The sequence below is a fragment of the Pseudomonas sp. R4-39-08 genome (genome assembly GCF_003852275.1).
In the GTDB taxonomy this organism is placed as follows: Bacteria; Pseudomonadota; Gammaproteobacteria; order Pseudomonadales; family Pseudomonadaceae; genus Aquipseudomonas.
This window is the reverse complement of sequence record NZ_CP027733.1, coordinates 1,435,209-1,458,383: the sequence shown is the minus strand read 5'-3', so window position 1 is coordinate 1,458,383 and position 23,175 is coordinate 1,435,209. Positions and strand designations below refer to the sequence as shown.

At 60.7% G+C, this 23,175-nt stretch carries 22 protein-coding genes; 16 read left to right on the top strand and 6 right to left on the bottom strand.

Translation table 11 applies throughout. The features are described 5' to 3' along the window. Positions 1-319 precede the first annotated feature (319 nt). Entirely contained in the window at positions 320-1,795 is a 1,476-nt protein-coding gene (locus tag C4J88_RS06475; protein ID WP_124361665.1) for an inorganic phosphate transporter, read from the top strand. Positions 1,796-2,044: 249 nt separating this feature from the next. On the opposite strand, the gene ccoM is transcribed toward C4J88_RS06475, so the two are convergent. The 3 genes from ccoM to C4J88_RS06470 form a co-directional block, all read right to left on the bottom strand. Further along, on the bottom strand, positions 2,045-2,161 hold the full coding sequence (gene ccoM, locus C4J88_RS27930) for a cytochrome c oxidase subunit CcoM (protein ID WP_034096309.1): 117 nt from the start codon (positions 2,159-2,161) through the stop codon (positions 2,045-2,047). A gap of 143 nt (positions 2,162-2,304) precedes the next feature. Then, positions 2,305-2,466, bottom strand: coding sequence for a hypothetical protein (locus C4J88_RS27365; RefSeq protein ID WP_090408332.1), 162 nt, complete (start codon positions 2,464-2,466; stop codon positions 2,305-2,307). 73 nt (positions 2,467-2,539) lie between these two features. After that, positions 2,540-2,881, bottom strand: coding sequence for an aspartate-semialdehyde dehydrogenase (locus tag C4J88_RS06470; RefSeq protein WP_124361664.1), 342 nt, complete (start codon positions 2,879-2,881; stop codon positions 2,540-2,542). A 249-nt stretch (positions 2,882-3,130) separates the two neighbouring features. On the opposite strand from C4J88_RS06470, the gene rapA reads away from it, so the two are divergent. Further along, positions 3,131-5,977 (top strand): RNA polymerase-associated protein RapA, encoded by a 2,847-nt coding sequence (gene rapA, locus C4J88_RS06465; RefSeq protein ID WP_124366157.1) that lies wholly within the window; start codon positions 3,131-3,133, stop codon positions 5,975-5,977. 179 nt (positions 5,978-6,156) lie between these two features. Here rapA and C4J88_RS06460 read toward each other — a convergent pair whose 3' ends face one another. After that, the gene (locus tag C4J88_RS06460; RefSeq protein ID WP_124406490.1) at positions 6,157-7,503 is read right to left on the bottom strand and encodes an MFS transporter; all 1,347 of its coding nucleotides are present in this window, start codon (positions 7,501-7,503) and stop codon (positions 6,157-6,159) included. A gap of 252 nt (positions 7,504-7,755) precedes the next feature. Here C4J88_RS06460 and C4J88_RS06455 point away from each other — a divergent pair, with 252 nt between their 5' ends. Beyond that, a complete protein-coding gene (locus tag C4J88_RS06455; protein WP_124406489.1) occupies positions 7,756-8,124 on the top strand; it encodes a YkgJ family cysteine cluster protein in 369 nt (122 codons plus the stop codon). A 137-nt stretch (positions 8,125-8,261) separates the two neighbouring features. Then, positions 8,262-10,526 carry a bifunctional diguanylate cyclase/phosphodiesterase gene (locus tag C4J88_RS06450; protein ID WP_124406488.1) on the top strand — a complete coding sequence of 755 codons (2,265 nt, stop codon included), beginning with the start codon at positions 8,262-8,264 and terminating at the stop codon, positions 10,524-10,526. A 204-nt stretch (positions 10,527-10,730) separates the two neighbouring features. Here C4J88_RS06450 and C4J88_RS06445 read toward each other — a convergent pair whose 3' ends face one another. Further along, positions 10,731-11,033, bottom strand: coding sequence for a DUF2288 domain-containing protein (locus C4J88_RS06445; RefSeq protein WP_124366153.1), 303 nt, complete (start codon positions 11,031-11,033; stop codon positions 10,731-10,733). 339 nt (positions 11,034-11,372) lie between these two features. Here C4J88_RS06445 and C4J88_RS06435 point away from each other — a divergent pair, with 339 nt between their 5' ends. From C4J88_RS06435 to C4J88_RS06395, 9 genes are all read left to right on the top strand, one after another. After that, positions 11,373-12,500, top strand: coding sequence for a branched-chain amino acid ABC transporter substrate-binding protein (locus tag C4J88_RS06435; RefSeq protein ID WP_027604422.1), 1,128 nt, complete (start codon positions 11,373-11,375; stop codon positions 12,498-12,500). A 229-nt stretch (positions 12,501-12,729) separates the two neighbouring features. Further along, complete coding sequence (gene livH / locus C4J88_RS06430; RefSeq protein ID WP_003231100.1) at positions 12,730-13,653, top strand: high-affinity branched-chain amino acid ABC transporter permease LivH; 924 nt, start codon at positions 12,730-12,732, stop codon at positions 13,651-13,653. Continuing rightward, on the top strand, positions 13,650-14,903 hold the full coding sequence (locus C4J88_RS06425; protein ID WP_124361657.1) for a high-affinity branched-chain amino acid ABC transporter permease LivM: 1,254 nt from the start codon (positions 13,650-13,652) through the stop codon (positions 14,901-14,903). Before livH ends, C4J88_RS06425 begins: the two co-directional genes overlap by 4 nt. Further along, a complete protein-coding gene (gene livG / locus C4J88_RS06420) occupies positions 14,900-15,667 on the top strand; it encodes a high-affinity branched-chain amino acid ABC transporter ATP-binding protein LivG (RefSeq protein ID WP_012722652.1) in 768 nt (255 codons plus the stop codon). Before C4J88_RS06425 ends, livG begins: the two co-directional genes overlap by 4 nt. Position 15,668: 1 nt before the next feature. Continuing rightward, complete coding sequence (locus C4J88_RS06415; protein ID WP_065932826.1) at positions 15,669-16,370, top strand: ABC transporter ATP-binding protein; 702 nt, start codon at positions 15,669-15,671, stop codon at positions 16,368-16,370. A 173-nt stretch (positions 16,371-16,543) separates the two neighbouring features. After that, entirely contained in the window at positions 16,544-16,840 is a 297-nt protein-coding gene (locus C4J88_RS06410) for a DUF2282 domain-containing protein (RefSeq protein WP_124366152.1), read from the top strand. 23 nt (positions 16,841-16,863) lie between these two features. Then, positions 16,864-17,742, top strand: coding sequence for a DUF692 domain-containing protein (locus C4J88_RS06405; protein ID WP_124406487.1), 879 nt, complete (start codon positions 16,864-16,866; stop codon positions 17,740-17,742). Next, entirely contained in the window at positions 17,739-18,515 is a 777-nt protein-coding gene (locus C4J88_RS06400) for a DUF2063 domain-containing protein (RefSeq protein ID WP_124366150.1), read from the top strand. The genes C4J88_RS06405 and C4J88_RS06400 overlap by 4 nt, the downstream gene beginning before the upstream one ends. After that, a complete protein-coding gene (locus tag C4J88_RS06395) occupies positions 18,512-18,997 on the top strand; it encodes a DoxX family protein (protein ID WP_124406486.1) in 486 nt (161 codons plus the stop codon). Before C4J88_RS06400 ends, C4J88_RS06395 begins: the two co-directional genes overlap by 4 nt. Here C4J88_RS06395 and C4J88_RS06390 read toward each other — a convergent pair. Further along, on the bottom strand, positions 18,985-19,902 hold the full coding sequence (locus C4J88_RS06390; protein WP_124406485.1) for a LysR family transcriptional regulator: 918 nt from the start codon (positions 19,900-19,902) through the stop codon (positions 18,985-18,987). The genes C4J88_RS06395 and C4J88_RS06390 overlap by 13 nt on opposite strands. Before the next feature lie 104 nt (positions 19,903-20,006). On the opposite strand from C4J88_RS06390, the gene C4J88_RS06385 reads away from it, so the two are divergent. The 3 genes from C4J88_RS06385 to C4J88_RS06375 all read left to right on the top strand — a co-directional run bounded on the left by C4J88_RS06385 (position 20,007) and on the right by C4J88_RS06375 (position 23,095). Next, the gene (locus C4J88_RS06385; RefSeq protein ID WP_124406484.1) at positions 20,007-20,606 is read left to right on the top strand and encodes a short chain dehydrogenase; all 600 of its coding nucleotides are present in this window, start codon (positions 20,007-20,009) and stop codon (positions 20,604-20,606) included. Positions 20,607-20,701: 95 nt separating this feature from the next. Then, complete coding sequence (locus C4J88_RS06380) at positions 20,702-21,373, top strand: COG3650 family protein (RefSeq protein WP_124361650.1); 672 nt, start codon at positions 20,702-20,704, stop codon at positions 21,371-21,373. 108 nt (positions 21,374-21,481) lie between these two features. Continuing rightward, entirely contained in the window at positions 21,482-23,095 is a 1,614-nt protein-coding gene (locus C4J88_RS06375) for an NAD(P)/FAD-dependent oxidoreductase (RefSeq protein ID WP_124366147.1), read from the top strand. Positions 23,096-23,175: the final 80 nt, after the last annotated feature.

Genomic DNA, 23,175 nt, shown 5'->3' with positions numbered 1-23,175 from the left:
GGTCCCAGGGTTTTGCTGCCTCGGCCGGCCCGCCACCGGACGAGGGCAGCACGCATTAGCCGCCGCTGGTCGGCGCCCTACTGCCGCCAACGAATTTTCATACAAATGTTTCACACATGACGTTTTCGTGACGAAACCGCGTCTTTTCGCGCCCTGGCGTTAAAAATCAAAGACTTGCCAAAGCCCCGAAAACCCTGGGATACGCCCGTTTCCAGCGGTTTTTTTCCAAGTAGATTGTTACCGATGAGCAGCTAATGCATCGATTACTGAGGTTTTCTGGCATAATCGCGCCCCCTTACGACCGGGTCAGAAAACCTTCATGATCGATTTATTCAGCGGACTGGATGCTTGGGTTCTAGTGAGCCTGTTGCTCGCCCTGGCCTTTGTCCTCGCCTTCGAGTTCATCAATGGCTTTCATGACACCGCTAACGCGGTGGCCACAGTCATCTATACCAAAGCGATGCCGCCACACCTGGCGGTGTTCTTCTCCGGGGTGTTCAATTTCCTCGGCGTGCTGCTCGGTGGTGTGGGTGTCGCCTACGCCATCGTGCATTTGCTGCCGGTGGAGTTGCTGATCAATGTGAACACCGGCCATGGTCTGGCGATGGTCTTCTCGTTGTTGGCGGCGGCAATCACCTGGAACCTGGGCACCTGGTACTTCGGGATCCCGGCCTCCAGCTCCCACACCCTGATCGGCTCGATCCTCGGCGTGGGCCTGGCCAACGCCCTGATCAACGATATTCCCCTGGCTGACGGTGTGAACTGGCAGAAAGCGATCGATATCGGTGCGTCCCTGGTGTTCTCGCCGATGGCCGGTTTCCTGGTCGCAGCCCTGGTGCTGATCGGCCTGAAGTGGTGGCGCCCGCTGTCGAAGATGCACAAGACCCCGGACCAACGCCGCAAGCTTGATGACAAGAAGCACCCGCCGTTCTGGAACCGCCTGGTCCTGGTGATTTCCGCCATGGCCGTGAGCTTCGTGCACGGCTCCAACGATGGGCAGAAAGGTATCGGCCTGATCATGCTGGTACTGATCGGTATCGTGCCGGCGCAGTTCGTGCTCGACCTGGGCAGCACCACCTACCAGATCGAACGGACCCGCGATGCCACTGTGCATCTGAGCCAGTTCTACCAGCGCAACAACGCCACCCTCGGCGAGTTCCTGGCACTGGGCAAAAGCGTGAAGGACGACCTGCCGGGCAAGTTCCAGTGCAACCCGCAGCAGACCGAGCCGACCATCAACGCGCTCGTTGACACGCTCAAAGGTGTGTCCGACTACCACTCGTTGAATGCCGACCAGCGCATTGAAGTGCGTCGCTACCTGCTCTGCCTGGACGATACCGCGAAGAAAGTCGGCAAGCTGCCTGGCCTGGATGCGCGTGAGAAGTCCGACCTCGACAAGCTGCGCAAAGACCTGACCGCCACGACCGAATACGCGCCGTTCTGGGTGATCCTCGCGGTCGCACTGGCCCTGGGCCTGGGCACCATGGTGGGCTGGAAACGCGTGGTACTGACCATCGGTGAGAAGATCGGCAAGCAAGGCATGACCTATGCCCAGGGCATGTCGGCGCAGATCACCACCGCCACCATGATCGGCTTTGCCAATATCTTCGCCCTGCCGGTGTCCACCACCCACGTGTTGTCTTCTGGCGTGGCCGGTACCATGGTCGCCAACAAAAGCGGCCTGCAAGGCGGCACGGTCAAGACCATCCTGATGGCGTGGGTGCTGACCCTGCCGGCAACCGTAGGCCTCTCGGCCGGGTTGTTCTGGCTGGCGTCCAAGGCGCTGGGCAGCTGATAGCGGCCTGCAATGAACAAGGTGCGATTCGCGAGAATCGCACCTTTTTTTATGGCCCTGATGATCGTTCCCACGCTCTGCGTGGGAATGCGCCCCGTGACGCTCCGCGTCACCCATGCGCAGGCCTCAACAGCGGGACGCGGAGCGTCCGAGGCGGCATTCCCACGCAGAGCGTGGGAACGATCGGCCAAAAAAAAAGGCGACCGAAGTCGCCCAAAATGCCTTGCGTGCCCTGTAACCCGGAAAGACTTATGGTTTTTTACGCTTGTGTGCGTCTTTCCAGATAAAAATGCCAAACCCTACAAAAAACAGCACCATGAGGCTTACGGTCAGCACTCCGGCAAATACCACATTATCGATAAACATGACCGGCCTCCTGCACTTGCCCTGTTGCGATAGGGCTAAGTTAATCGAGAAGGCGGATTGGAAAATTGACGGGGATCAATGTCGCCCTCGACGGGGCGTAAAGAAAGGCAATAACTGACCTGCATCAATGGAGGCCAGTTGATTCAACGTTTTTTCGGCTTGTTCTTCGATTTCTTCTTGGCCTTACCCAGGGGCATGGCCTGTTCAAACGCCTGGCGCACTTCATTCAGGCGTTTGTCATTGAGATCATGCACACGCTTGGCGCGCTCGGCATTCAGGTCGATCAGCTTGTCATCATCACTCATGGCTTGGCTTACGTTATGGCGGGAATGTCGCAATAATGCGGCCTCCTCCGCTCGACCGCAAATCAGCCGGCGATCAAACCTCGATATCCACCCACAGGCCCTGGCGCGGCGCGTCTTCAATCAGCGGCGCCACGGGGACAGTGTTGTCGGCGTTGAGCAGATCGCCGGGGATCGGCAGGTGCTGCTCGGGGTCCTCGCTGGCTTCACGCTGACGCTTTTGCTGCTCTTGCTGACGGCGCTGTTCTTCGCGCAGCAAAAAGGTCGATTGCTCGGCATCGCCTTTTTTCAGGTCGATGGTGCTCTCGTTGGAGCCTTGTTGAACCGGCACCACGGGCGGGATATCCGGCTTCTGGCGTACCGGATCGAGTTGTGACGTGACCGGCACAACGCTGACGGGCAGCATGGGTGGCAACATAATCTTGATTCTCCTGGTCAACAGGCTGTCGGCGCGCCCAAGGGCGACTTGAACATTCGCTGGCCAAGCTGTGACCGAGTCGACACTTATGAGTGCCCGCCGCCCGTCGATTCGGCCTGCGGGCCTGGGCGCCAACGCAGTAGTTTTTGTCAGAGTACTTTTTGTCAGAGTCCTTTTTGTCGGAGTCCTTGGGCGTGAGGCCTTGTTCCGTTAAGATAGTCGGCTTTTTCACGGCGGGAGTCAGGCAGCATGGCGCAGCAGTATCAACCGGGGCAACGCTGGATTAGTGACAGCGAAGCAGAGCTGGGGTTAGGCACCGTTCTGGCACAGGACGGCCGCTTGTTGACCGTGCTCTATCCGGCCACTGGCGACACCCGCCAGTATGCGCTACGGAATGCGCCCCTCACCCGCGTGAGGTTTTCGCCGGGCGACAGCATCACCCATTTCGAAGGCTGGAAGATGACCGTGCAGGAAGTCGACGACGTCGACGGCCTGCTGGTTTACCACGGCCTCAACGGGCAGAACGAACAGGTCACCCTGCCGGAAACCCAACTGTCCAACTTCATCCAGTTCCGCCTCGCCAGCGACCGCCTGTTCGCCGGGCAGATCGACCCGCTGGCCTGGTTCTCGCTGCGCTACCACACACTGGAACACACCAGTCGCCAATTGCAGTCCGCACTGTGGGGCCTGGGCGGCGTGCGTGCGCAACCGATTGCCCACCAACTGCACATCGCCCGTGAAGTCGCTGACCGTATCGCGCCACGGGTATTGCTGGCCGACGAAGTGGGCCTGGGCAAGACCATCGAAGCCGGCCTGGTGATCCATCGCCAGCTGCTGTCGGGCCGCGCCAGCCGCGTGCTGATCCTGGTCCCGGAAAACCTGCAGCACCAGTGGCTGGTGGAAATGCGCCGGCGCTTCAACCTGCAGGTTGCGCTGTTCGACGAAGAGCGCTTTATCGAAAGCGATGCCACCAACCCGTTCGAAGACACTCAGCTGGCGCTGGTCGCCCTTGAATGGCTGGTGGATGACGAGAAAGCCCAGGACGCGCTGTTTGCCGCGGGTTGGGACCTGCTGGTGGTCGACGAAGCCCACCACCTGGTGTGGCACGAAGAAAAAGCCAGCGCCGAGTACTCGCTGGTCGAGCAACTCGCCGAAGTGATTCCCGGCGTGCTGCTGCTCACCGCTACGCCGGAACAACTGGGCCAGGACAGCCACTTCGCGCGCCTGCGCCTGCTGGACCCGAACCGTTTCCACGACCTGCACGCCTTCCGCGCCGAAAGCGAGAACTACCGCCCGGTGGCCGAAGCCGTGCAGGAGCTGCTGGACAAGGGCCGCTTGTCGCCCGCCGCGCACAAAACCATCCAGGGCTTCCTCGGCAATGAAGGCGAAGCCTTGCTTACCGCCGTCAATGATGGCGACAGCGAGGCCAGCGCGCGCCTGGTGCGTGAACTGCTCGACCGCCACGGCACCGGCCGCGTGCTGTTTCGCAACACCCGCGCCGCCGTACAGGGGTTCCCCGAGCGGAAACTGCACGCTTACCCGCTGCCGAACCCAGACGAATACATGGAGTTGCCCCTGGGCGAACATGCCGAGCTGTATCCGGAGGTCAGCTTCCAGTCGCAGCCGGACATCGAGGAAGACAACCGCTGGTGGCGCTTCGACCCGCGCGTGGAGTGGCTGATCGACCAGCTGAAAATGCTCAAGCGCACCAAGGTCCTGGTGATCTGCGCCCACGCCGAAACCGCCATGGACCTGGAAGACGCGCTGCGCGTACGTTCCGGCATTCCGGCCACGGTGTTCCACGAAGGCATGAATATCCTTGAGCGCGACCGCGCCGCGGCCTACTTCGCGGATGAAGAGTTCGGCGCCCAGGTGCTGATCTGTTCGGAAATCGGCAGTGAAGGCCGTAACTTCCAGTTCTCCCACCACTTGGTGCTGTTCGACCTGCCGTCGCACCCCGACCTGCTGGAACAGCGCATCGGCCGTCTGGACCGGATCGGCCAGAAACACGTGATCGAACTGCACGTGCCGTACCTGGAAACCAGCCCGCAAGAGCGCCTGTTCCAGTGGTACCACGAAGCGCTGAACGCATTCCTCAACACCTGCCCGACCGGCAACGCCTTGCAGCATCAGTTCGGCCCGCGCCTGCTGCCACTGCTGGAAAACGCCGACGACGGCGAATGGCAGGCCCTGATCGACGAAGCCCGTACCGAGCGCGAGCGTCTGGAGCAGGAACTGCACACCGGTCGTGACCGCTTGCTGGAGCTCAACTCCGGCGGTGCCGGTGAAGGCGATGCGCTGGTCGAAGACATCCTCGAGCAAGACGACCAGTTCGCCCTGCCGATCTATATGGAAACCCTGTTCGACGCCTTCGGCATCGACAGCGAAGACCATTCGGAAAACGCACTGATCCTCAAGCCCAGCGAAAAAATGCTCGACGCCAGCTTCCCCCTGGGCGACGACGAAGGCGTGACCATCACCTACGACCGTAACCAGGCGCTGTCCCGTGAAGACATGCAGTTCATCACCTGGGAACACCCGATGGTGCAAGGCGGCATGGACTTGGTGCTGTCCGGTTCCATGGGCAACACCGCCGTGGCGCTGATCAAGAACAAGGCGCTCAAGCCGGGCACCGTATTGCTCGAACTGCTGTATGTCAGCGAAGTGGTTGCCCCGCGCTCGCTGCAACTGGGTCGCTACCTGCCACCGGCAGCGCTGCGCTGCCTGCTGGATGCCAACGGCAATGACCTGTCCGGCCGCGTGTCGTTCGTGACCTTGAACGAGCAGTTGGAAAGCGTGCCCCGGGCCAGCGCCAACAAATTCGTGCAGGCCCAGCGCGACCAATTGACGCCGCGCATCAATGCCGGCGAAGAGAAAATCGCCCCGCGTCACGCCGAACGTGTGGCCGAGGCCAAGCGTCGCCTGGCGGCAGACACCGACGAAGAACTGGCGCGCTTGACCGCGCTGCAAGCGGTCAACCCGACCGTACGCGACAGCGAGCTGGTCGCCCTGCGCAACCAGCGCGAGCAAGGCCTGGCCATGCTCGACAAGGCGGCGTTGCGACTGGAAGCGATTCGGGTGTTGGTCGCGGGTTGAGTACCGCCCTGCCCTGGTGAATAGAGGCCCGCGCAATGCGGGCCTTTTTTTCACTGGCAAATGGCTGTGGCTGTGAGGGCCTCATCGGGGGCAAGCCCCCTCCCACAGTTGACCGAGTTGTCATGTCGACCACTGATCAATGTGGGAGGGGGCTTGCCCCCGATGGAGTCAGCGCGGTTTCAAGCCGTCGCTGCCGCAGCCGGCACCTCAACAGCCACCAACCCCTCTTTCATCCGCTTGGCATCGCGCACAAAACTGCGCGACGCCTGGAACAGAAACAGCATGGTCAGGAACAACGCCACCGGAATCAGGTACATGGCGTCGTGCAAACCTACAGCCTTGTAGGCCTCGGTCATCTGCTCGGCTCCCGCCGCATACATCGCCGCATGCGCAAAGTGGTCAGACAGCCCGCCCACCACAATCGGCCCCATGCCCCCGCCCAGCAGATACAAGCCGGCAAAGAACAACGCCATCGCCGTGGCCCGCAGGCGCGGTTCAACCACGTCCTGGATTGCTGTGTACACGCAGGTATAAAAGTTATAGGCAAACAACCAGCCCACACTGAACAGCGCGACGAACACGCCGATCTCGATCCGTCCGGCATGCAATGCCCAGGCGGTGGTGAGCGTGGAGATGATCAGACTGCACGCGGCAAACAGCAGCCGGCCATTGGCGACCCGCTGGTGGATCTTGTCGGCAATCCAGCCGCCCAGGGTCAGGCCCACCAGGCCGGTCACACCGACGATGACACCGGTGGCCACCGCTGCGTCCTGCAACGGCATCAGGAAGTAACGCTGCAGCATCGGCACCAGGAACGAGTTGCACGCATAGGTGGCGAAGTTGAAGCACAGCCCGGCCAGCACCAGCCACAGGAAGGTCGGCACCGCGAGTACGCGGCGGATCGGGCGGTCGACGCGTTCCTGGGGCACTTGCACCGTTTCCGCTGCGCCGCGTTTGGGCTCCTTGATGTAGAACATGAATACCGCGAGGATCAGCCCCGGTACGGCGGCAATAAAGAACGGCGCACGCCAGCTGTCGAACGCCTTGACCATCCAGCCGATGGTGAAGAACGCCAGCAGCAAGCCCAACGGCAGGCCCAGCATGAAAATGCCCATGGCGCGCGCGCGGCGGTGGGCGGGAAACAGATCGCCAATCAATGAATTGGCGGCGGGGGCATAGCTGGCCTCCCCGATGCCAATGCCCATGCGCACCACTAGGAAACTCCAGAAACTGCCGGCCAGGCCATTGAGCGCAGTCAGCCCGCTCCAGGCAAACAAGCCCCAGCCCATCAATTTGCTGCGCGAGCCGGTGTCGGCCAGGCGCCCCAGCGGCAGCCCGGCGATGGCATAGACGATGGTGAAAGAGGTACCGATGATGCCGAGCTGAAAGTCGCTCAGGTGCCATTCCATGCGGATCGGCTCGATGATGATCGCGGGAATGGTCCGGTCGAAGAAGTTGAACAGGTTGGCGAGGAACAGCAGGAACAGAATGCGCCAGGCATTCGCCGCTTGGGTCGAGTTCTGCATGGGTCCGTCTCTTTTATTGTTATGAGAGCTGCGATGCCCACTGCATCCTGCTCAGGTATCTGCAACATAGTCAGACTGGCGGCGCTTGTCTGTAATGATTCGTAAAGCTGATAGGACGTGATTTCACCCGACATTACGGGGCTTTCCCTACAAAAAATATATGTGTGCGCCCCCCTTCCCAACGGCCAGCGCCCGGATAGAATGGCGAGCCTTCCCGCAGTCCCCCTTACCTATTCTTAATCGATGACGCCCATGTCCGAAGCCAGTCCGTGTCTGAATTGCGGTGCCTGCTGTTCATACTTTCGTGTGTCTTTCTTCTGGGGCGAGTGCGCCTCATCGGGCGGCACCGTGCCCGATGACCTGGTGGTGCAGATCAACCCCACCCGCGTGGCGATGATCGGCACCGACCAGAAGCCCGCACGCTGCTGCAGCCTCGAGGGTGAAGTGGGCAAAGGCACGCGCTGTTCGATTTATGAACAGCGCTCAAGCCCCTGCCGCGAGTTCGACGCCTCCTGGAGCCAGGGCGTGCACAACGCCGATTGCGATGCTGCCCGTGCTGCCTTCGGCCTGGCGCCGCTCGAAGAGCCGCTTTTTGCGCTGGATTTGCCCATCAGCGCTTAGCATCAAACGCTATGGCTGGCATGCAAAAAGAGTTGAATCAAAGTGCCATTATTCCTGGCAAATCCCGCGAGGCTTCTATACTCGACCTCATAGGTCATCGCCTGAGGCAATGACGCGACACTATGACGGGACACGCTATGGAATGGCTGGGACTGCACTTTTTCACCGACCTTCCAGACAACGGGCACTTATTACTCAATTGCAGTCATAACCCCTTTCTGGTGCTGCTGGCGTACCTGGTCGCCTGCGCGGCCGGCTTTGGCACGCTGGACATGGCCGAGCGCGTCGGTCATGTCGAAGACCCCACCGCCCGCCGTCGCTGGTGTTGGTTGGGCGCCGGTTGCCTGGCGGGCGGTATCTGGTCGACCCACTTCATCAGCATGCTGGCCTTCCAAGCCCCCGTCGCCATTCATTACGAATTGCTCATGACCTTCGCCTCGTTGGTGATTGCCCTGATCGCTTCGCTGTTCGCCATGCAAACCCTCGGTCATGCGCACCTGCGGCTCCATCAGTACCTGCTGGCCTCGGTGTGGATGGGGCTGGGTATCGCGCTGATGCACTACGTCGGCATGTCAGCCATGCGCTCCCAGGCCCAGGCCTACTTCGACTCCGGGCTGCTCATGGCCTCGGTCGCGATTGCCATCGGCGCAAGCCTGGCAGCGTTGTTGTTGTCGAGCTACCTGCGCGACGGTACCGGCGTGTTTCATCAATTGCTCAAATACGCCGCCAGCCTGGTGCTGGGCGCCGGCATCCTGTGCATGCATTTCACCGGCATGGAGGCCATGCAAATGCTGATACCGGACGGCGCGGATCTGTCGTTGCCCGTCAATAACAATCCGCTGCAACTGAGCCTGTCGGTGGCGACGATCACCTTGCTGGTTGTCGGCAGCAGCATCAGCGCAGCGTTGGCCGACAAAAAGCTGCAGCATAAGGAACGCGATTTGCGCCGGGTCAACGCACTGCTCAGCGAGCTGGACCAGGCCCGTGCCTCGCTGCAACAGGCGGCCCATTACGACGCGCTGACCAGCTTGCTCAACCGGCGTGGCTTCAATCAGATCTTCGCGGAAAAGGTCGCGGAAAAAACCGCGACCCGCGGCATGATGGCGGTGATCTTCCTCGACATCGATCATTTCAAGCGCATCAACGACAGCCTTGGGCATGATGCCGGTGACCAATTGCTCTCCGTGCTGGCCAGCCATATCAAAGGCTCGGTACGCAGCCATGCCGACGTGGTCGCGCGTTTTGGCGGGGATGAATTCTGCATTCTGATCAATATCCATCATCGCGACGAAGCGCGGCACCTGGCCCAGCGCATCATGCAAAAAATGAAGGAACCCATCGAGTTGGCAGGCCGGCGCATGGTCATGACTACCAGCATCGGTATCAGCCTGTTTCCCGACGATGGCCAAACCTGTGAAGAACTGCTGAAAACCGCCGACCTGGCGCTTTACCAGTCCAAGGATGCTGGGCGCAATAGCTTGCACTTCTTCAGTTCCAACCTGAAAACCCGCGCTTTCCTTGAGTTGCAACTTGAAGAGCAACTGCGCGCGGCCCTGCGCGGGCGCAATGAGTTGGTGCTGTTTTATCAGCCGATCTTCGACATGAAGCTCGGCAAGGTCACGCGCCTGGAGGCACTGGTGCGCTGGCAGCACCCACAATATGGGTTGCTGGCGCCGGACCGGTTTATCGGGATTGCCGAGAATAACGGCTTGATTGCCGAACTGGACCACTGGGTATTGCGCCAGGCTTGTCATGACTTGAGCCTGTTGTCTGATCGCGGCTATAGCGAGTTGACCATGGCCGTGAATTGCTCGGCCCTGAACCTGGCCCGTGATGAACTGGCGGATGAAATCGAAGCGGCCCTGCGCTTTGCCGGCATTGCCGCCAATCGCCTGGAGCTGGAAGTCACCGAAAACGCATTGATGGGCAATATCAGCAGCACCCTGGCCCTGTTGCGGCAAATCCGCGCCTTGGGCGTATCCCTGGCGATCGATGACTTCGGCACCGGCTATTCATCCCTGGCCTACCTCAAGCGCCTGCCGCTCAACACCTTGAAGATCGACCGGTCGTTTATCCAGGACATACCCAGGTCCACCGCCGACAGCGAAATCGTCCAGGCCATCATTGCCATGGCTCATACGCTGCACTTGGAGGTGGTGACCGAAGGGGTGGAAACCCAGGCGCAATTCGAGCTGTTGCAGCAGCATGGCTGCGATTTCATTCAGGGTTATCTGCTGAGCCCGGCGGTGGCCTTCAGCGACATCATTGGCGTCATGCAAGGCATGCAGATACGCAACCCGCTCCACACATTCAGCGCAGACGGTAATAAAGACGCCCCGCCGCCAAAGGAACCTGCCCCGACGTGCATCAGCACGCCTTCAGTCGTCAGGCCCATCCGCTGACGTGGCAGGCTGCCAGTAGTCGGGCGCCAATACCTTGAAACAATTTCCCAGCCGTTACGCCAGCGCTCCAACTGTTCCCGTGACGTTAACGTCACCGTCACCTGTGACCTTTCTCTACGGCAACGTGCCATCACGGGGGAAGCGGTTACTCCGCTACACACTTGCGCAGGCGCGAGCCGTGCACCCATTTGGCTCAGTGGTTTCTTACGCTGCCCTTTCCTGGATCAAAATCCACGGCGAGACCACCACCGCCCACAGGCCGGGGTCACGCGTGACCAAGTCCACCGCCCGCGTCGCAGACACTTCGCCAAGACTCCCCGCAGCCAGCCAGGCAGCGACTTTGTCGCGATTGTCTTCGGCCATCGCTTCGGCCGCTTCGATCAAATCCACGCCGGCGTCGACCCACAATAGGGCACCCTTGGCAAAGAACGGTTCGAGCTCCTTCCAGGAAATTTCGGCGGTTTCACCGAGCAGCTTGGCATAGAGGGTGCTAGGTTCTTGCGTCATGGGAGTTCACCTGAGTAAAAAATCGGCGCAATCATAACGTCGTGTCTCAGTTGGAAAAACCCAGTAGCAAATAAGCTGGCGATTGAAAGTGTTGGAAAAGCCAAGGAATGCTCGGAAGGCTGGCATTACCCCGCCGCAATTCTGTCTTTTTCTTTCATTTAAGCGACACAACCCGGTTTTGCCCCCAGCAGCCAGCTTTCCAAGCGATCAACCGGCGCTCTACACTGTACCGGTACAGTTGCCAGGCATCGCCGGGGGATATCCGAGATATCTGATCCGGTTCTGCAGCTCACAAGGCCGCTAGAACTATAAAAAATACAACAGTAAGAGTGGAGCACTATGAATAAGGCTACTAAGCAGATTTCCAAACTGTTTGCCGCTATGGTCCTGGCTGGGGTTGCCGGCCATTCGTTCGCAGCCGACACCATCAAGATCGGCATCGCCGGCCCCAAGACCGGGCCCGTAACGCAATACGGCGACATGCAATTCATGGGTGCCAAGCAGGCCATCGCCGACATCAACGCCAAGGGCGGCGTAGATGGCAAAATGCTTGAAGCCAAGGAATACGACGACGCGTGCGATCCGAAGCAAGCCGTTGCCGTCGCCAACAAAGTGGTCAACGACGGCGTCAAGTTCGTGGTCGGTCACCTTTGCTCCAGCTCCACTCAGCCAGCCTCCGATATCTATGAAGACGAAGGCGTCATCATGATTACCCCGGCTGCCACCAGCCCCGAGATCACCGCCCGTGGCTACAAGCTGATCTTCCGCACCATCGGCCTGGACAGCGCCCAAGGCCCGGCGGCCGGCAACTACATCGCCGACCACGTGAAGCCGAAAATCGTTGCCGTACTTCACGACAAGCAGCAATACGGTGAAGGCATCGCCACCGCCGTCAAGCAGACCCTCGAGAAGAAAGGCACCAAGGTTGCCGTCTTCGAAGGCCTGAACGCCGGCGACAAGGACTTCTCCTCGATCATCCAGAAACTCAAGCAAGCCAACGTCGACTTCGTCTACTACGGCGGCTACCACCCTGAGCTGGGCCTGATCCTGCGCCAAGCCAAGGAAAAAGGCCTGAATGCCAAGTTCATGGGCCCAGAGGGCGTCGGCAACGACTCCATCTCGCAAATCGCCCAGGGCGCTTCCGAAGGCCTGCTGGTGACCCTGCCTAAATCCTTCGACACCGACCCGGCCAACAAGGCCATCGTTGAAGAGTTCGCCAAGAACAAGCAGGACCCAACCGGTCCGTTCGTGTTCCCGGCCTACTCGGCCATCGAAGTGATCGCCGGCGGTATCAAAGCCGCGAAGAGCGAAGACACCGCCAAGGTGGCCGAGGCCATTCACGCGGGTACCTTCAAGACCCCGACCGGCGAGCTGAGCTTCGACGCCAAGGGCGACCTGAAGGACTTCAAGTTCGTGGTCTACGAATGGCACTTCGGCAAACCAAAAACCGAAGTTTCCCCTCAGTAAGCCAGGCATTACTGGTCAACAAGCCCACTGTGAAAGCAGTGGGTTTTGTTTTACGAGGTTTATGGGCCATGTCACCCGCGATCCGGGCGCTGGCTCACCTGAAAATCTTAAAACCGTCACCAGCGGTTCGCTGGCAAACGCTTTGTGCAAATGTGCTCACAGAACACAGCGCAGGGCCGGAACATGACTCCACCAGTGAAATGCGTATCGGGTTTTTAGGAGCGCTGTAATGCCTGAGATCTATCATTTTTTCCAACAGCTGGTTAATGGCCTGACCATTGGCAGCACCTATGCCTTGATAGCCATTGGCTACACAATGGTTTACGGCATCATTGGAATGATCAACTTCGCCCATGGCGAGGTGTACATGATTGGTTCCTACGTGGCCTTCATCGCCCTTGCCGGGCTGGCCATGATGGGTATCCACTCCCTGCCGCTGTTGATGACCGCTGCGTTCCTGGCATCGATCGTCGTGACCAGTGCCTATGGCTACAGTATCGAGCGCGTTGCCTACCGCCCCTTGCGCGGCAGCAACCGGTTGATCCCGCTGATTTCCGCCATCGGCATGTCGATATTCCTGCAGAACACCGTATTGCTGTCCCAGGACTCCAAGGACAAGTCCATTCCCAACCTGATCCCGGGGAGCTTCTCCTTCGGCCCCGGTGGTGCGCAAGAAGTACTGATTTCCTACATGCAGATCCTGGTCTTTGTCGTCACCCTGGTGGCGATGCTCGGCCTCACACTGTTCATTTCCCGCTCTCGTCTGGGGCGCGCCTGCCGGGCCTGCGCCGAAGACATCAAGATGGCCAACCTGTTGGGCATCAACACCAATAACATCATCGCCCTGACCTTCGTGATCGGTGCCGCGCTGGCGGCGGTCGCGGCCGTATTGCTGAGCATGCAGTACGGCGTGATCAACCCCAACGCCGGTTTCCTGGTGGGCCTCAAGGCCTTTACCGCGGCGGTGCTGGGCGGTATCGGCAGTATTCCGGGCGCCATGCTCGGTGGGCTGGTGCTGGGTGTGGCCGAAGCCTTTGGCGCCGATATCTTCGGTGACCAGTACAAGGACGTCGTGGCGTTCGGCTTGTTGGTCCTGGTGTTGTTGTTCCGTCCGACCGGCATCCTGGGCCGTCCGGAGGTTGAGAAAGTATGAGCAGATATCTTAAATCGGCGTTTTTCAGCGCCTTGCTGGTGTGGGCCGTGGCCTTCCCGGTACTCGGCCTCAAGCTGAGCATTGTCGGCATCAACCTGGAAGTGCATGGCACAGGGCCCGTGACCCTGACCATCATCGCCCTGTGCTCGGTGCTGATGTTCCTGCGCGTGCTGTTCACCCAGCAGGTCGGCGCCCTGTTCAAGGGCAATCGTGCGCCGTTGGTGTCGCCCAAGGTCAGCCAATTCCTGACCCTGCCGCGCACCCAGCGCTACATCATCATCGGCCTGATCGTGGCCGCGTTGATCTGGCCGTTCTTCGGCTCGCGCGGTGCAGTCGACATCGCCACCCTGATCCTGATCTACGTGTTGCTGGGCCTGGGCCTGAACATCGTGGTGGGCCTGGCCGGCCTGCTCGACCTGGGTTATGTGGGCTTCTATGCGGTGGGTGCCTACACCTACGCGCTGCTGTCGCACTACCTGGGTTGGAGCTTCTGGGTCTGCCTGCCCCTCGCCGGCCTGATGGCGGCCACGTTCGGCTTCCTGCTGGGCTTCCCGGTGTTGCGTTTGCGCGGTGACTACCTGGCGATCGTGACCCTGGGCTTCGGTGAAATCATCCGTCTGTTCCTGCGTAACCTCACCGATATCACCGGCGGCCCCAACGGCATCAGCAGCATCCCCAAGCCGACGTTCTTCGGGCTGTCGTTCGACCGCACCGCCGCAGAGGGCATGCAGACTTTCCACGAGTACTTCGGAATTGCCTACAACCCGGTGAGCAAAGTGGTGTTCCTGTACCTGGTGGCGCTATTGCTGGCACTGGCGGCACTGTTCGTGATCAACCGCCTGCTGCGCATGCCGATTGGCCGCGCGTGGGAAGCGCTGCGCGAAGATGAAATCGCCTGCCGTGCACTGGGCATGAACCCGACAGTCATCAAACTTTCGGCCTTCACCCTTGGGGCAACCTTCGCCGGTTTCGCTGGCAGCTTCTTCGCCGCACGCCAAGGCCTGGTGACCCCGGAGTCGTTCACGTTCATCGAGTCGGCGATCATCCTCGCCATCGTGGTACTGGGTGGCATGGGCTCGCAGCTGGGTGTGATTCTGGCCGCGATCGTGATGATCCTACTGCCGGAAATGATGCGAGAGTTCAGCGAGTACCGCATGTTGATGTTCGGCGCCATGATGGTGCTGATGATGATCTGGCGCCCTCAAGGCCTGCTGCCCATGCAACGTCCACACATGGAGCTGCGCAAATGAGCCGCGAGATCCTGAAAGTCGAAAATCTGAGCATGCGCTTTGGCGGCTTGCTCGCGGTCAACGGCGTCGCCCTGACCGTCAAAGAGAAGCAGGTCGTCGCGCTGATCGGCCCCAATGGCGCCGGCAAAACCACGGTGTTCAACTGCCTCACCGGTTTCTACAAGCCGAGCGGCGGCAGTATCCTGCTGGACGGCCAGCCGATACAGGGCCTGGCCGGTCACGAGATCGCCCGCAAGGGCGTGGTGCGCACGTTCCAGAACGTGCGCTTGTTCAAGGACATGACAGCGGTCGAGAACCTGCTTATCGCCCAGCACCGTCACCTGAACACCAACTTCTTCGCAGGCCTGTTCAAGACCCCGGCGTTCCGCAAGAGCGAGCGCGAAGCCATGGAATACGCGGAGTATTGGCTGGACAAGGTCAATCTCACCGAGTTCGCCAACCGCCCGGCCGGCACCCTGGCCTATGGTCAGCAACGTCGCCTGGAAATCGCCCGCTGCATGATGACCCGCCCGCGGATCCTTATGCTCGACGAACCGGCGGCGGGCTTGAACCCCAAGGAAACCGAAGACCTCAAGGCGCTGATCGGCGTGTTGCGTGAGGAAAACAACGCCACCGTGCTGTTGATCGAACACGATATGAAACTGGTCATGAGCATTTCCGACCATATCGTGGTGATCAACCAGGGCACGCCGCTCGCCGACGGGACGCCGGAGCAGATCCGCGACAATCCCGAAGTGATCAAAGCCTATCTGGGGGAAGCGTAAAATGCTGCAATTCGAAAACGTTTCCACTTTCTACGGCAAGATCCAGGCTCTGCACAGCGTCAACGTGGAAGTGCGTCAGGGTGAGATCGTGACCCTGATCGGCGCCAACGGCGCTGGCAAGTCCACGTTGCTGATGACCCTGTGCGGCTCGCCCCAGGCCCACAGCGGCAGCATCCGCTACATGGGTGAAGAGCTGGTGGGCAAGCACTCCGCCGAAATCATGCGCAAGAGCATTGCGGTGGTACCGGAAGGCCGTCGCGTGTTTTCGCGCCTGACCGTGGAAGAGAACCTGGCCATGGGCGGGTTCTTTACCGACAAGGGCGATTACCAGGAACAGATGGACAAGGTGCTGCACCTGTTCCCTCGGCTCAAGGAGCGCTTCAGCCAGCGCGGCGGCACCATGTCCGGCGGCGAGCAGCAAATGCTCGCCATCGGGCGGGCATTGATGAGCAAACCCAAGCTGTTGCTGTTGGACGAGCCTTCCCTGGGCTTGGCACCGATCATCATCCAGCAGATCTTCGACATCATCGAGCAACTGCGCAAGGACGGGGTGACGGTGTTTTTGGTGGAGCAGAACGCCAACCAGGCGCTGAAAATCGCCGACCGGGCCTACGTGCTGGAAAACGGCCGGGTGGTGATGCAAGGCACTGGCGAGCAGTTGCTGACCGATCCTAAGGTGCGTGAGGCCTACCTGGGCGGTTAAAACGGTTGCTGGATGAACCGGCTTTAAAATGTGGGAGGGGCAACCCCTCCCACATTTGCTTTGCGTGATATTTAAATTTTTTCCGGCTGGCTTGTAACGAAGTTCGTCCCCCTCTCTCTAGTGGTGCAAGCAGGCAATCAAGCCTGCCACTCGACCACTGCTGGAGATACTCCATGACCACCAAACTGTCCGCTGCCGCCCTCCTCCTGGCCCTCGGTTCGACCCTGAGCCTGACCGCCCTGACCACCACCGCCCATGCTGCCGACGACATGCAGAAATGCTTCGGCATCGCCGAGGCCGGCAAGAACGACTGCGCCGCCGGCGCTGGCACCTCGTGCGCCGGTACGTCCAAAACCAAGGACCAGGCCAACGCCTGGAAACTGGTCCCAGCCGGTACCTGCCTGAAAACCCCAAGCACTACCTCGCCGACCGGTTTCGGCCAGGAAGCCGCTTTCACCGCAAAGTCCTGAAGCCCAGCGCGACCTGAGTACTGATGATGACCCTTTCATCCCTGCAAGCCGTCTCCCAGGCTCAGGCATCCGGCCTGCCGCGTCGGGCCGGATTGGGACTGAAGACCGAGCACTTCACTGAAGTGCTCGGCTCTTCACCAGACATTGGTTTCTTTGAAGTGCATGCCGAAAACTACATGGTCGCCGGCGGCCCTTTTCACCATTACCTGGGGTTGATCCGCGAACGCTACCCACTGTCGTTGCACGGTGTGGGTCTCTCCATCGGCGGCGAAGGCCCGCTCGACCCTGAGCACCTGGCACGGTTGGCCGGGCTGATCGAACGCTATCAACCCCACTCATTTTCCGAACACCTGGCCTGGTCCAGCCACGGCGCGGTGTTTCTCAATGACCTGCTGCCCCTGGCCTACGATGCACAAACCCTGGCGCGTGTCTGCGCGCACGTAGATCAGGTGCAAAGCACGCTCAAGCGGCCGATGCTGCTGGAAAACCCATCCACTTATGTGCAGTTCCAACGCTCCACCCTGGACGAAGCGGAGTTCATCAGCGACGTCATTCGGCGCACCGGCTGCGGGTTGCTGCTGGACGTGAATAACGTCTACGTGTCGTGCATCAATCATCAGCGCGATCCGCTGGCCTACATCGATGCCTTACCTTTGCACGCAGTCGGCGAGATCCATCTGGCCGGGTTTGCCGAAGACAGCGACAGCCTGGGCGACAGGCTGCTTATCGATGATCACGGTGCGCCGGTCGATGACGCGGTGTGGCAGCTATACGCGCAACTGCTCAAGCGCACGGGGCCGGTCGCCACGCTGATCGAACGGGATAACCAGGTGCCGAGCTTCAGCACGCTGCACGCCGAGGCCAGGCACGCCGAATGGTATCTGTCGCAGGTGATGTCATGAGCTTTCAGGACGCGTTCACCAACGCCCTGCTCGCGGCGCACGGTTCCTGCCCGGAGGGGGTGTTCAGCAGTAACGGCGCCGACCCCGCCAGCCGCTTTGCGGTGTATCGCAATAACGTCCACAGCTCGTTGATCAATGCCCTGGCGGCCAGTTACCCCGTGACGCTACAGCTGGTGGGCGATGAGTTTTTCCGCGCCATGGCTGGCGTTTTCGTCCAGGCCAACCCGCCCACCAGCCCGCTGATCAACGCGTACGGCAGCACATTGGCCGAGTTTATCCAGGCATTCGCACCAGCCGCCAGCGTGCCCTACCTGGCGGATGTCGCGCGGCTGGAACGCCTGCGGGTTCGTGCTTATCACGCGCCCGACATTCCGGCGCTGTGCCAGCACGCTGTTCTCCAGCATCTGCAAGGTCAAGCAGGCGTAGAGCGGTTGAGCCTGACGCTGCATCCATCGCTCGCCACCTTGAGCTCTCCTTACCCGGTCGTGACGGTATGGGCCGCGCACCAGGCTGACGGCGACCTCGCTGGCTTGACCCCGTGGCCTACCGAGAACGCGTTGGTGTTGCGCCACGGGTTGGCGGTCAAGGTCTTCGCCATCGACAGCGGCTCGGTGGCCTTTATCAACTGCCTGAACCAGGGCGCGGGACTGGAGATGGCGGTGGAGCATGCCTTGCAGGCCTCCTCCGAATTCGATCTGCATCGGTGCCTGACGCTGTTGATCAGCCACGACGCCATTACTCATTTACACCTGGAACCCAAGGTATCGCCATGAACAATTCCGCCGCCAGCCTGCTGAAACGGGCCATCGCACTTTTTGAGAAAATTCCCTACAGCCTGATCGCCTTTATCGCGCGCTTCTCTATCGCGGCGGTATTCTGGAAATCCGGACAAACCAAAGTCGAAGGGTTTGCCATTGATCTGATCAGCGGCACCTTCCAACTCGGCGCCCCCAAACTGGCCGCCTCGACCTTGCCGTTATTTCGCAGCGAATACCACGTGCCGCTGTTGTCACCCGAAGTCGCCGCGCACCTGGCAGCGTTTGCCGAGCACTTTTTCCCGCTGCTGATCCTGCTGGGATTCGCCACGCGATTCTCGGCCCTTGCCTTGATCGGCATGACCCTGACCATTCAGTTGTTTGTCTATCCGGACGCCTACCCGACCCATGGCACCTGGATCGCGCTGTTACTGCTGCTGATGGCCAAGGGCCCGGGCCGGCTGTCCATCGACCACTGGATCGCCCGTCACTCCCGCTGAAGACGGTCCAGGGCCGCGCCGCTGCGCTTGAACCAGTCCACCAAATAGTCGGCCAGTACCTGGGTGCGCCGCGGCAGGCCACCTTGATAGGGATGCACCAGGTACATCGGCTGGCTGCGCGTTTGATAATCGCGCAGCAGCCAGCGCAATCGACCCTCCGCCAATTCCGTTGGTAGCAGGTAGGACGGCAGGCGCGCGATACCGGCGCCCACCAATGCGGCTTTCTTCAAGAGGTTGTAGTGATTGGACGCGAAAGTGCCACTGACCCGCACCCGCAACAGCTCATGCTGCTGGTGGTACAGCCACTCCTCGCGGCCGCTGTAGTGACTGTTGAGCAAACAGGTATGGCCCGCCAGCTCCGCCGGATGCAGCGGTTCACCATGCTGTTCCAGATAGACCGGACTGGCGCAGGTCATCTCGTGCCAGGCCAGCAGCGGCTTGATCACCAGGCGCTCATTCTCGATGGCCCCCGAGCGTACGCCCAGATCGAAGCCGTCTCGCGCCAGATCCCGATAGCTATTGTTGAGCTCCAGCTCGATCTGCACCTGTGGGTAGTGCTTGGAAAATTCCAGCAATAAGCCATCGAAGAAGGTTTCTCCCAATGACACCGGAACCGTCATACGTACTGGCCCGGCCAAATCATCCTTGAGTCGGGCCAAGGCCTGACGCGCACGCTCCACCTGTACCACCAGCGCCTGTGCCTGGGGCAGCAAGGCCGCGCCTGCGGCGGTCAGGCTCAGCTTGCGCGTGGTGCGATGCAACAGCACCACGGCGTACTGCGCTTCGAGCTGGCTGATTCGCTTGGACAACTGGCCCTTGCTGCACCCCAGTTGCTCCGACGCCACGGTGAAACTGCCGGCTTCGATCAACACGGCAAACGCCGCCAGGTCATCCATTTCGCTCATGGATTGTTTCCAATTGAAAACCAAAGGTTGCCTATTAGCAGGTTTATCCTGTGAAAAAGCCACCCTAGACTCAACCTTCACCCAGCCTCTGAAGGAACAACACGATGAAAATTCTTTTGATTGGTGCCAACGGCACGATCGGTTCAGCGGTCAAGGCAGAGCTGGCGCAGCGTCACGAGGTGATCGCCATCGGCCGCCGCAGCGGCGACTTCCACGTCGATATCAGCGACAGCGCCTCGATTCGCACGCTGTTCGAGCAGACCGGCAAGTTCGACGCGCTGGTGTGCGCGGCAGGCAGCGTGAACTTCGTGGCGCTGGGCGACATGAGCGAAGCCGACTTTGAACTGGGCCTGCGGGACAAGCTGATGGGCCAGGTCAACCTGCTGCTGATCGGACGGGAGTTCGCCAATGACGGCGCGTCGTTTACCTTTACCAGCGGCATTTTGAACCGCGATCCGATTCGCACCGGCGCCTCGGCGGCCCTGGTCAACGGCGCGCTGGATGCCTTCGTCAAAGCAGCGGCAATTGAACTGCCACGCGGCTTGCGCATTAATTGCGTGAGCCCGACGGTGCTGTTGGAAGCCATGGGCAGCTATGCGCCTTATTTCCGTGGATTCAAACCGGTTGCTGGCGCTGAAGTGGCCTTGGCCTATGCAAAAAGTGTCGAGGGCTTACAGACCGGTCAGACCTTTGTCGTGGGCTGAGTTTCAGGTCTGTAAGAATCGCCTGAAGCTGGGCCACGGGCTTGTGATGCGGCGCGAGCCTGCGTAACGTGGCGGCACTTGTCTGGAGACCGAAAATGCGTGCCGCCTCGACCCTAACGTTGCTAGCCCTGTTCCCCTTCTTCGCCGCTTGCCAGATGTTCGACAGCGAGCCCGCCAAGCTGTCTACCGCGGGGCTGACCCGCATGCAGGGTGAATTGACGGCGGTGGACGGCAAGCTGTTGTTCCAGCCCTGCAACGACCAGCGCAACTACGTGGTCAACGACACCGGTGGCACCAGCATCCTGCAGGAAGCCGCCTCGCTGGCCGGTCAGCAGGGCGCGTTGTTTGCAGATTTGCGTGGCAAGTTTTCCGGCGTTGCCAGCGGCACCCAGGGTTCGGTGGACCTGCAACAGCTGTATCGCGTCGAGCGCTCGACCTCAGCCTGTGGCGACCCGGACTTCAAGCGCATGATCCTGCGGGCAAACGGCCATAAGCCGGCCTGGGCGATGAGCGTCACGGCCAAGGGCATGGTGCTGGAGCGCGAAGGCCAACCGCCCCTGGCAGTGCCTTATGTCGAAGAGCAACTGGGTGACGGGCGCTTCAACCTGATGACCGACGCCAATAACCAGCACATCGAATTGTGGGTCGCCCCGCAGCGATGCGTCGACAGCGTGAGCGGCAGCCTGCAGCACATGACCGCCCAATTGCGTGTCAACGGCCAGGTCCAGCGTGGTTGCGCAGCCTTTGGTGGCTCGCGGGACGACTGATTGCGCCCTGCGCCGTTTTTTAACCTGACGGAAAGACGCCATTGGGGCTTATAATCGCCGGTTTGCAAAACAGCCGGCCTTCTTGCCCGCCGCCTACCGGATCCTGTCATGTTACGAATCACCGAACTCAAGCTGCCCATCGACCATCCCGAAGAAGACCTGCGGCCCGCCATCGTGCAGCGCCTGGGCATCGCCAGTGATGACCTGCTCGATTTCACCCTGTTCAAGCGCAGCTACGATGCCCGCAAGAAGTCCTCGGAGCTGTGCTTCATCTACACCGTCGACTTGAATGTAAAGGGCGAAGCCGCCCTGCTGCTCAAGTTCGCCGATGATCGCAACGTCAATCCGGCGCCGGATGTCAGTTACCACGTGGTAGGGCAGGCGCCGGAAGGCTTGGTCGAACGGCCGGTGGTGGTCGGTTTCGGCCCATGCGGCATCTTCGCCGGGCTGCTGCTGGCACAGATGGGCTTCAAGCCGATCATCCTCGAGCGTGGCAAGGAAGTACGCCAGCGCACCAAGGACACCTGGGGCCTGTGGCGCAAAAGCGTACTCAACCCCGAGTCCAACGTGCAGTTCGGCGAAGGCGGCGCCGGGACCTTCTCCGACGGCAAGCTGTACAGCCAGATCAAGGACCCGAAATTCCACGGGCGCAAGGTGCTGCATGAGTTCGTCAAGGCCGGCGCCCCGGAAGAGATTCTCTACGTCAGCAAGCCGCATATCGGCACGTTCCGTCTGACCGGCGTGGTGGAAAACATGCGCCAGCAAATCATTGCCTTGGGCGGTGAAGTGCGCTTCGAACAACGGGTCACCGACGTCCTGATCGAAGAGGGCCAGTTGAAGGGCGTGGTCATCGACGGTGGCGAGCAGATCCTCTCCAGGCACGTGATTCTCGCCCTGGGCCACAGCGCCCGCGACACCTTCCGCATGCTTCACGGCCGTGGCGTGTACATGGAGGCCAAGCCGTTCTCGGTGGGCTTCAGGATCGAGCACCCACAGTCGCTGATCGACGCCGCGCGCCTGGGCAAATACGCCGGGCACCCGAAACTCGGTGCGGCTGATTACAAGTTGGTGCACCACGCCAAGAACGGTCGCTCGGTCTACAGCTTCTGCATGTGCCCTGGCGGCACCGTGGTGGCCGCGACGTCGGAGCCCAATCGCGTCGTGACCAACGGCATGAGCCAGTATTCGCGCAATGAGCGCAACGCCAACTCAGGCATCGTGGTCGGCATCACGCCTGAGGTGGACTACCCCGGCGGCCCGCTCGCCGGTATCGAACTGCAGGAGCGCCTGGAGTCCCATGCCTACGTGCTCGGCGGCAGTAATTACGAGGCCCCGGCACAGTTGGTCGGCGATTTCATCGCAGGCCGGCCGTCCACGGCCATCGGCAGCGTAGAACCGTCCTACAAGCCTGGGGTAGCCCTGGGTGACCTGGCCCTGGCCCTGCCGGACTTCGCCATCGAAGCTATCCGTGAAGCCTTGCCGGCGTTCGAGAAGCAGATCAAAGGCTACTCGCTACACGATGCGGTCTTGACCGGTATCGAGACGCGCACCTCATCGCCGCTGCGCATTACCCGCAACGAGTCGATGCAGAGCCTCAACGTGAAAGGCTTGTTCCCGGCCGGCGAAGGCGCGGGCTATGCCGGCGGGATCCTGTCGGCAGGCGTTGACGGGATCCGGATTGCCGAGGCATTGGCGCGGGATATGCTGGGCATCGAGGCCTGAAAAAATGTGGGAGGGGGCTTGCTCCCGATAGCGGTGGGTCAGTCTGAAGGTTTTTGACTGACGCACCGCAATCGGGAGCA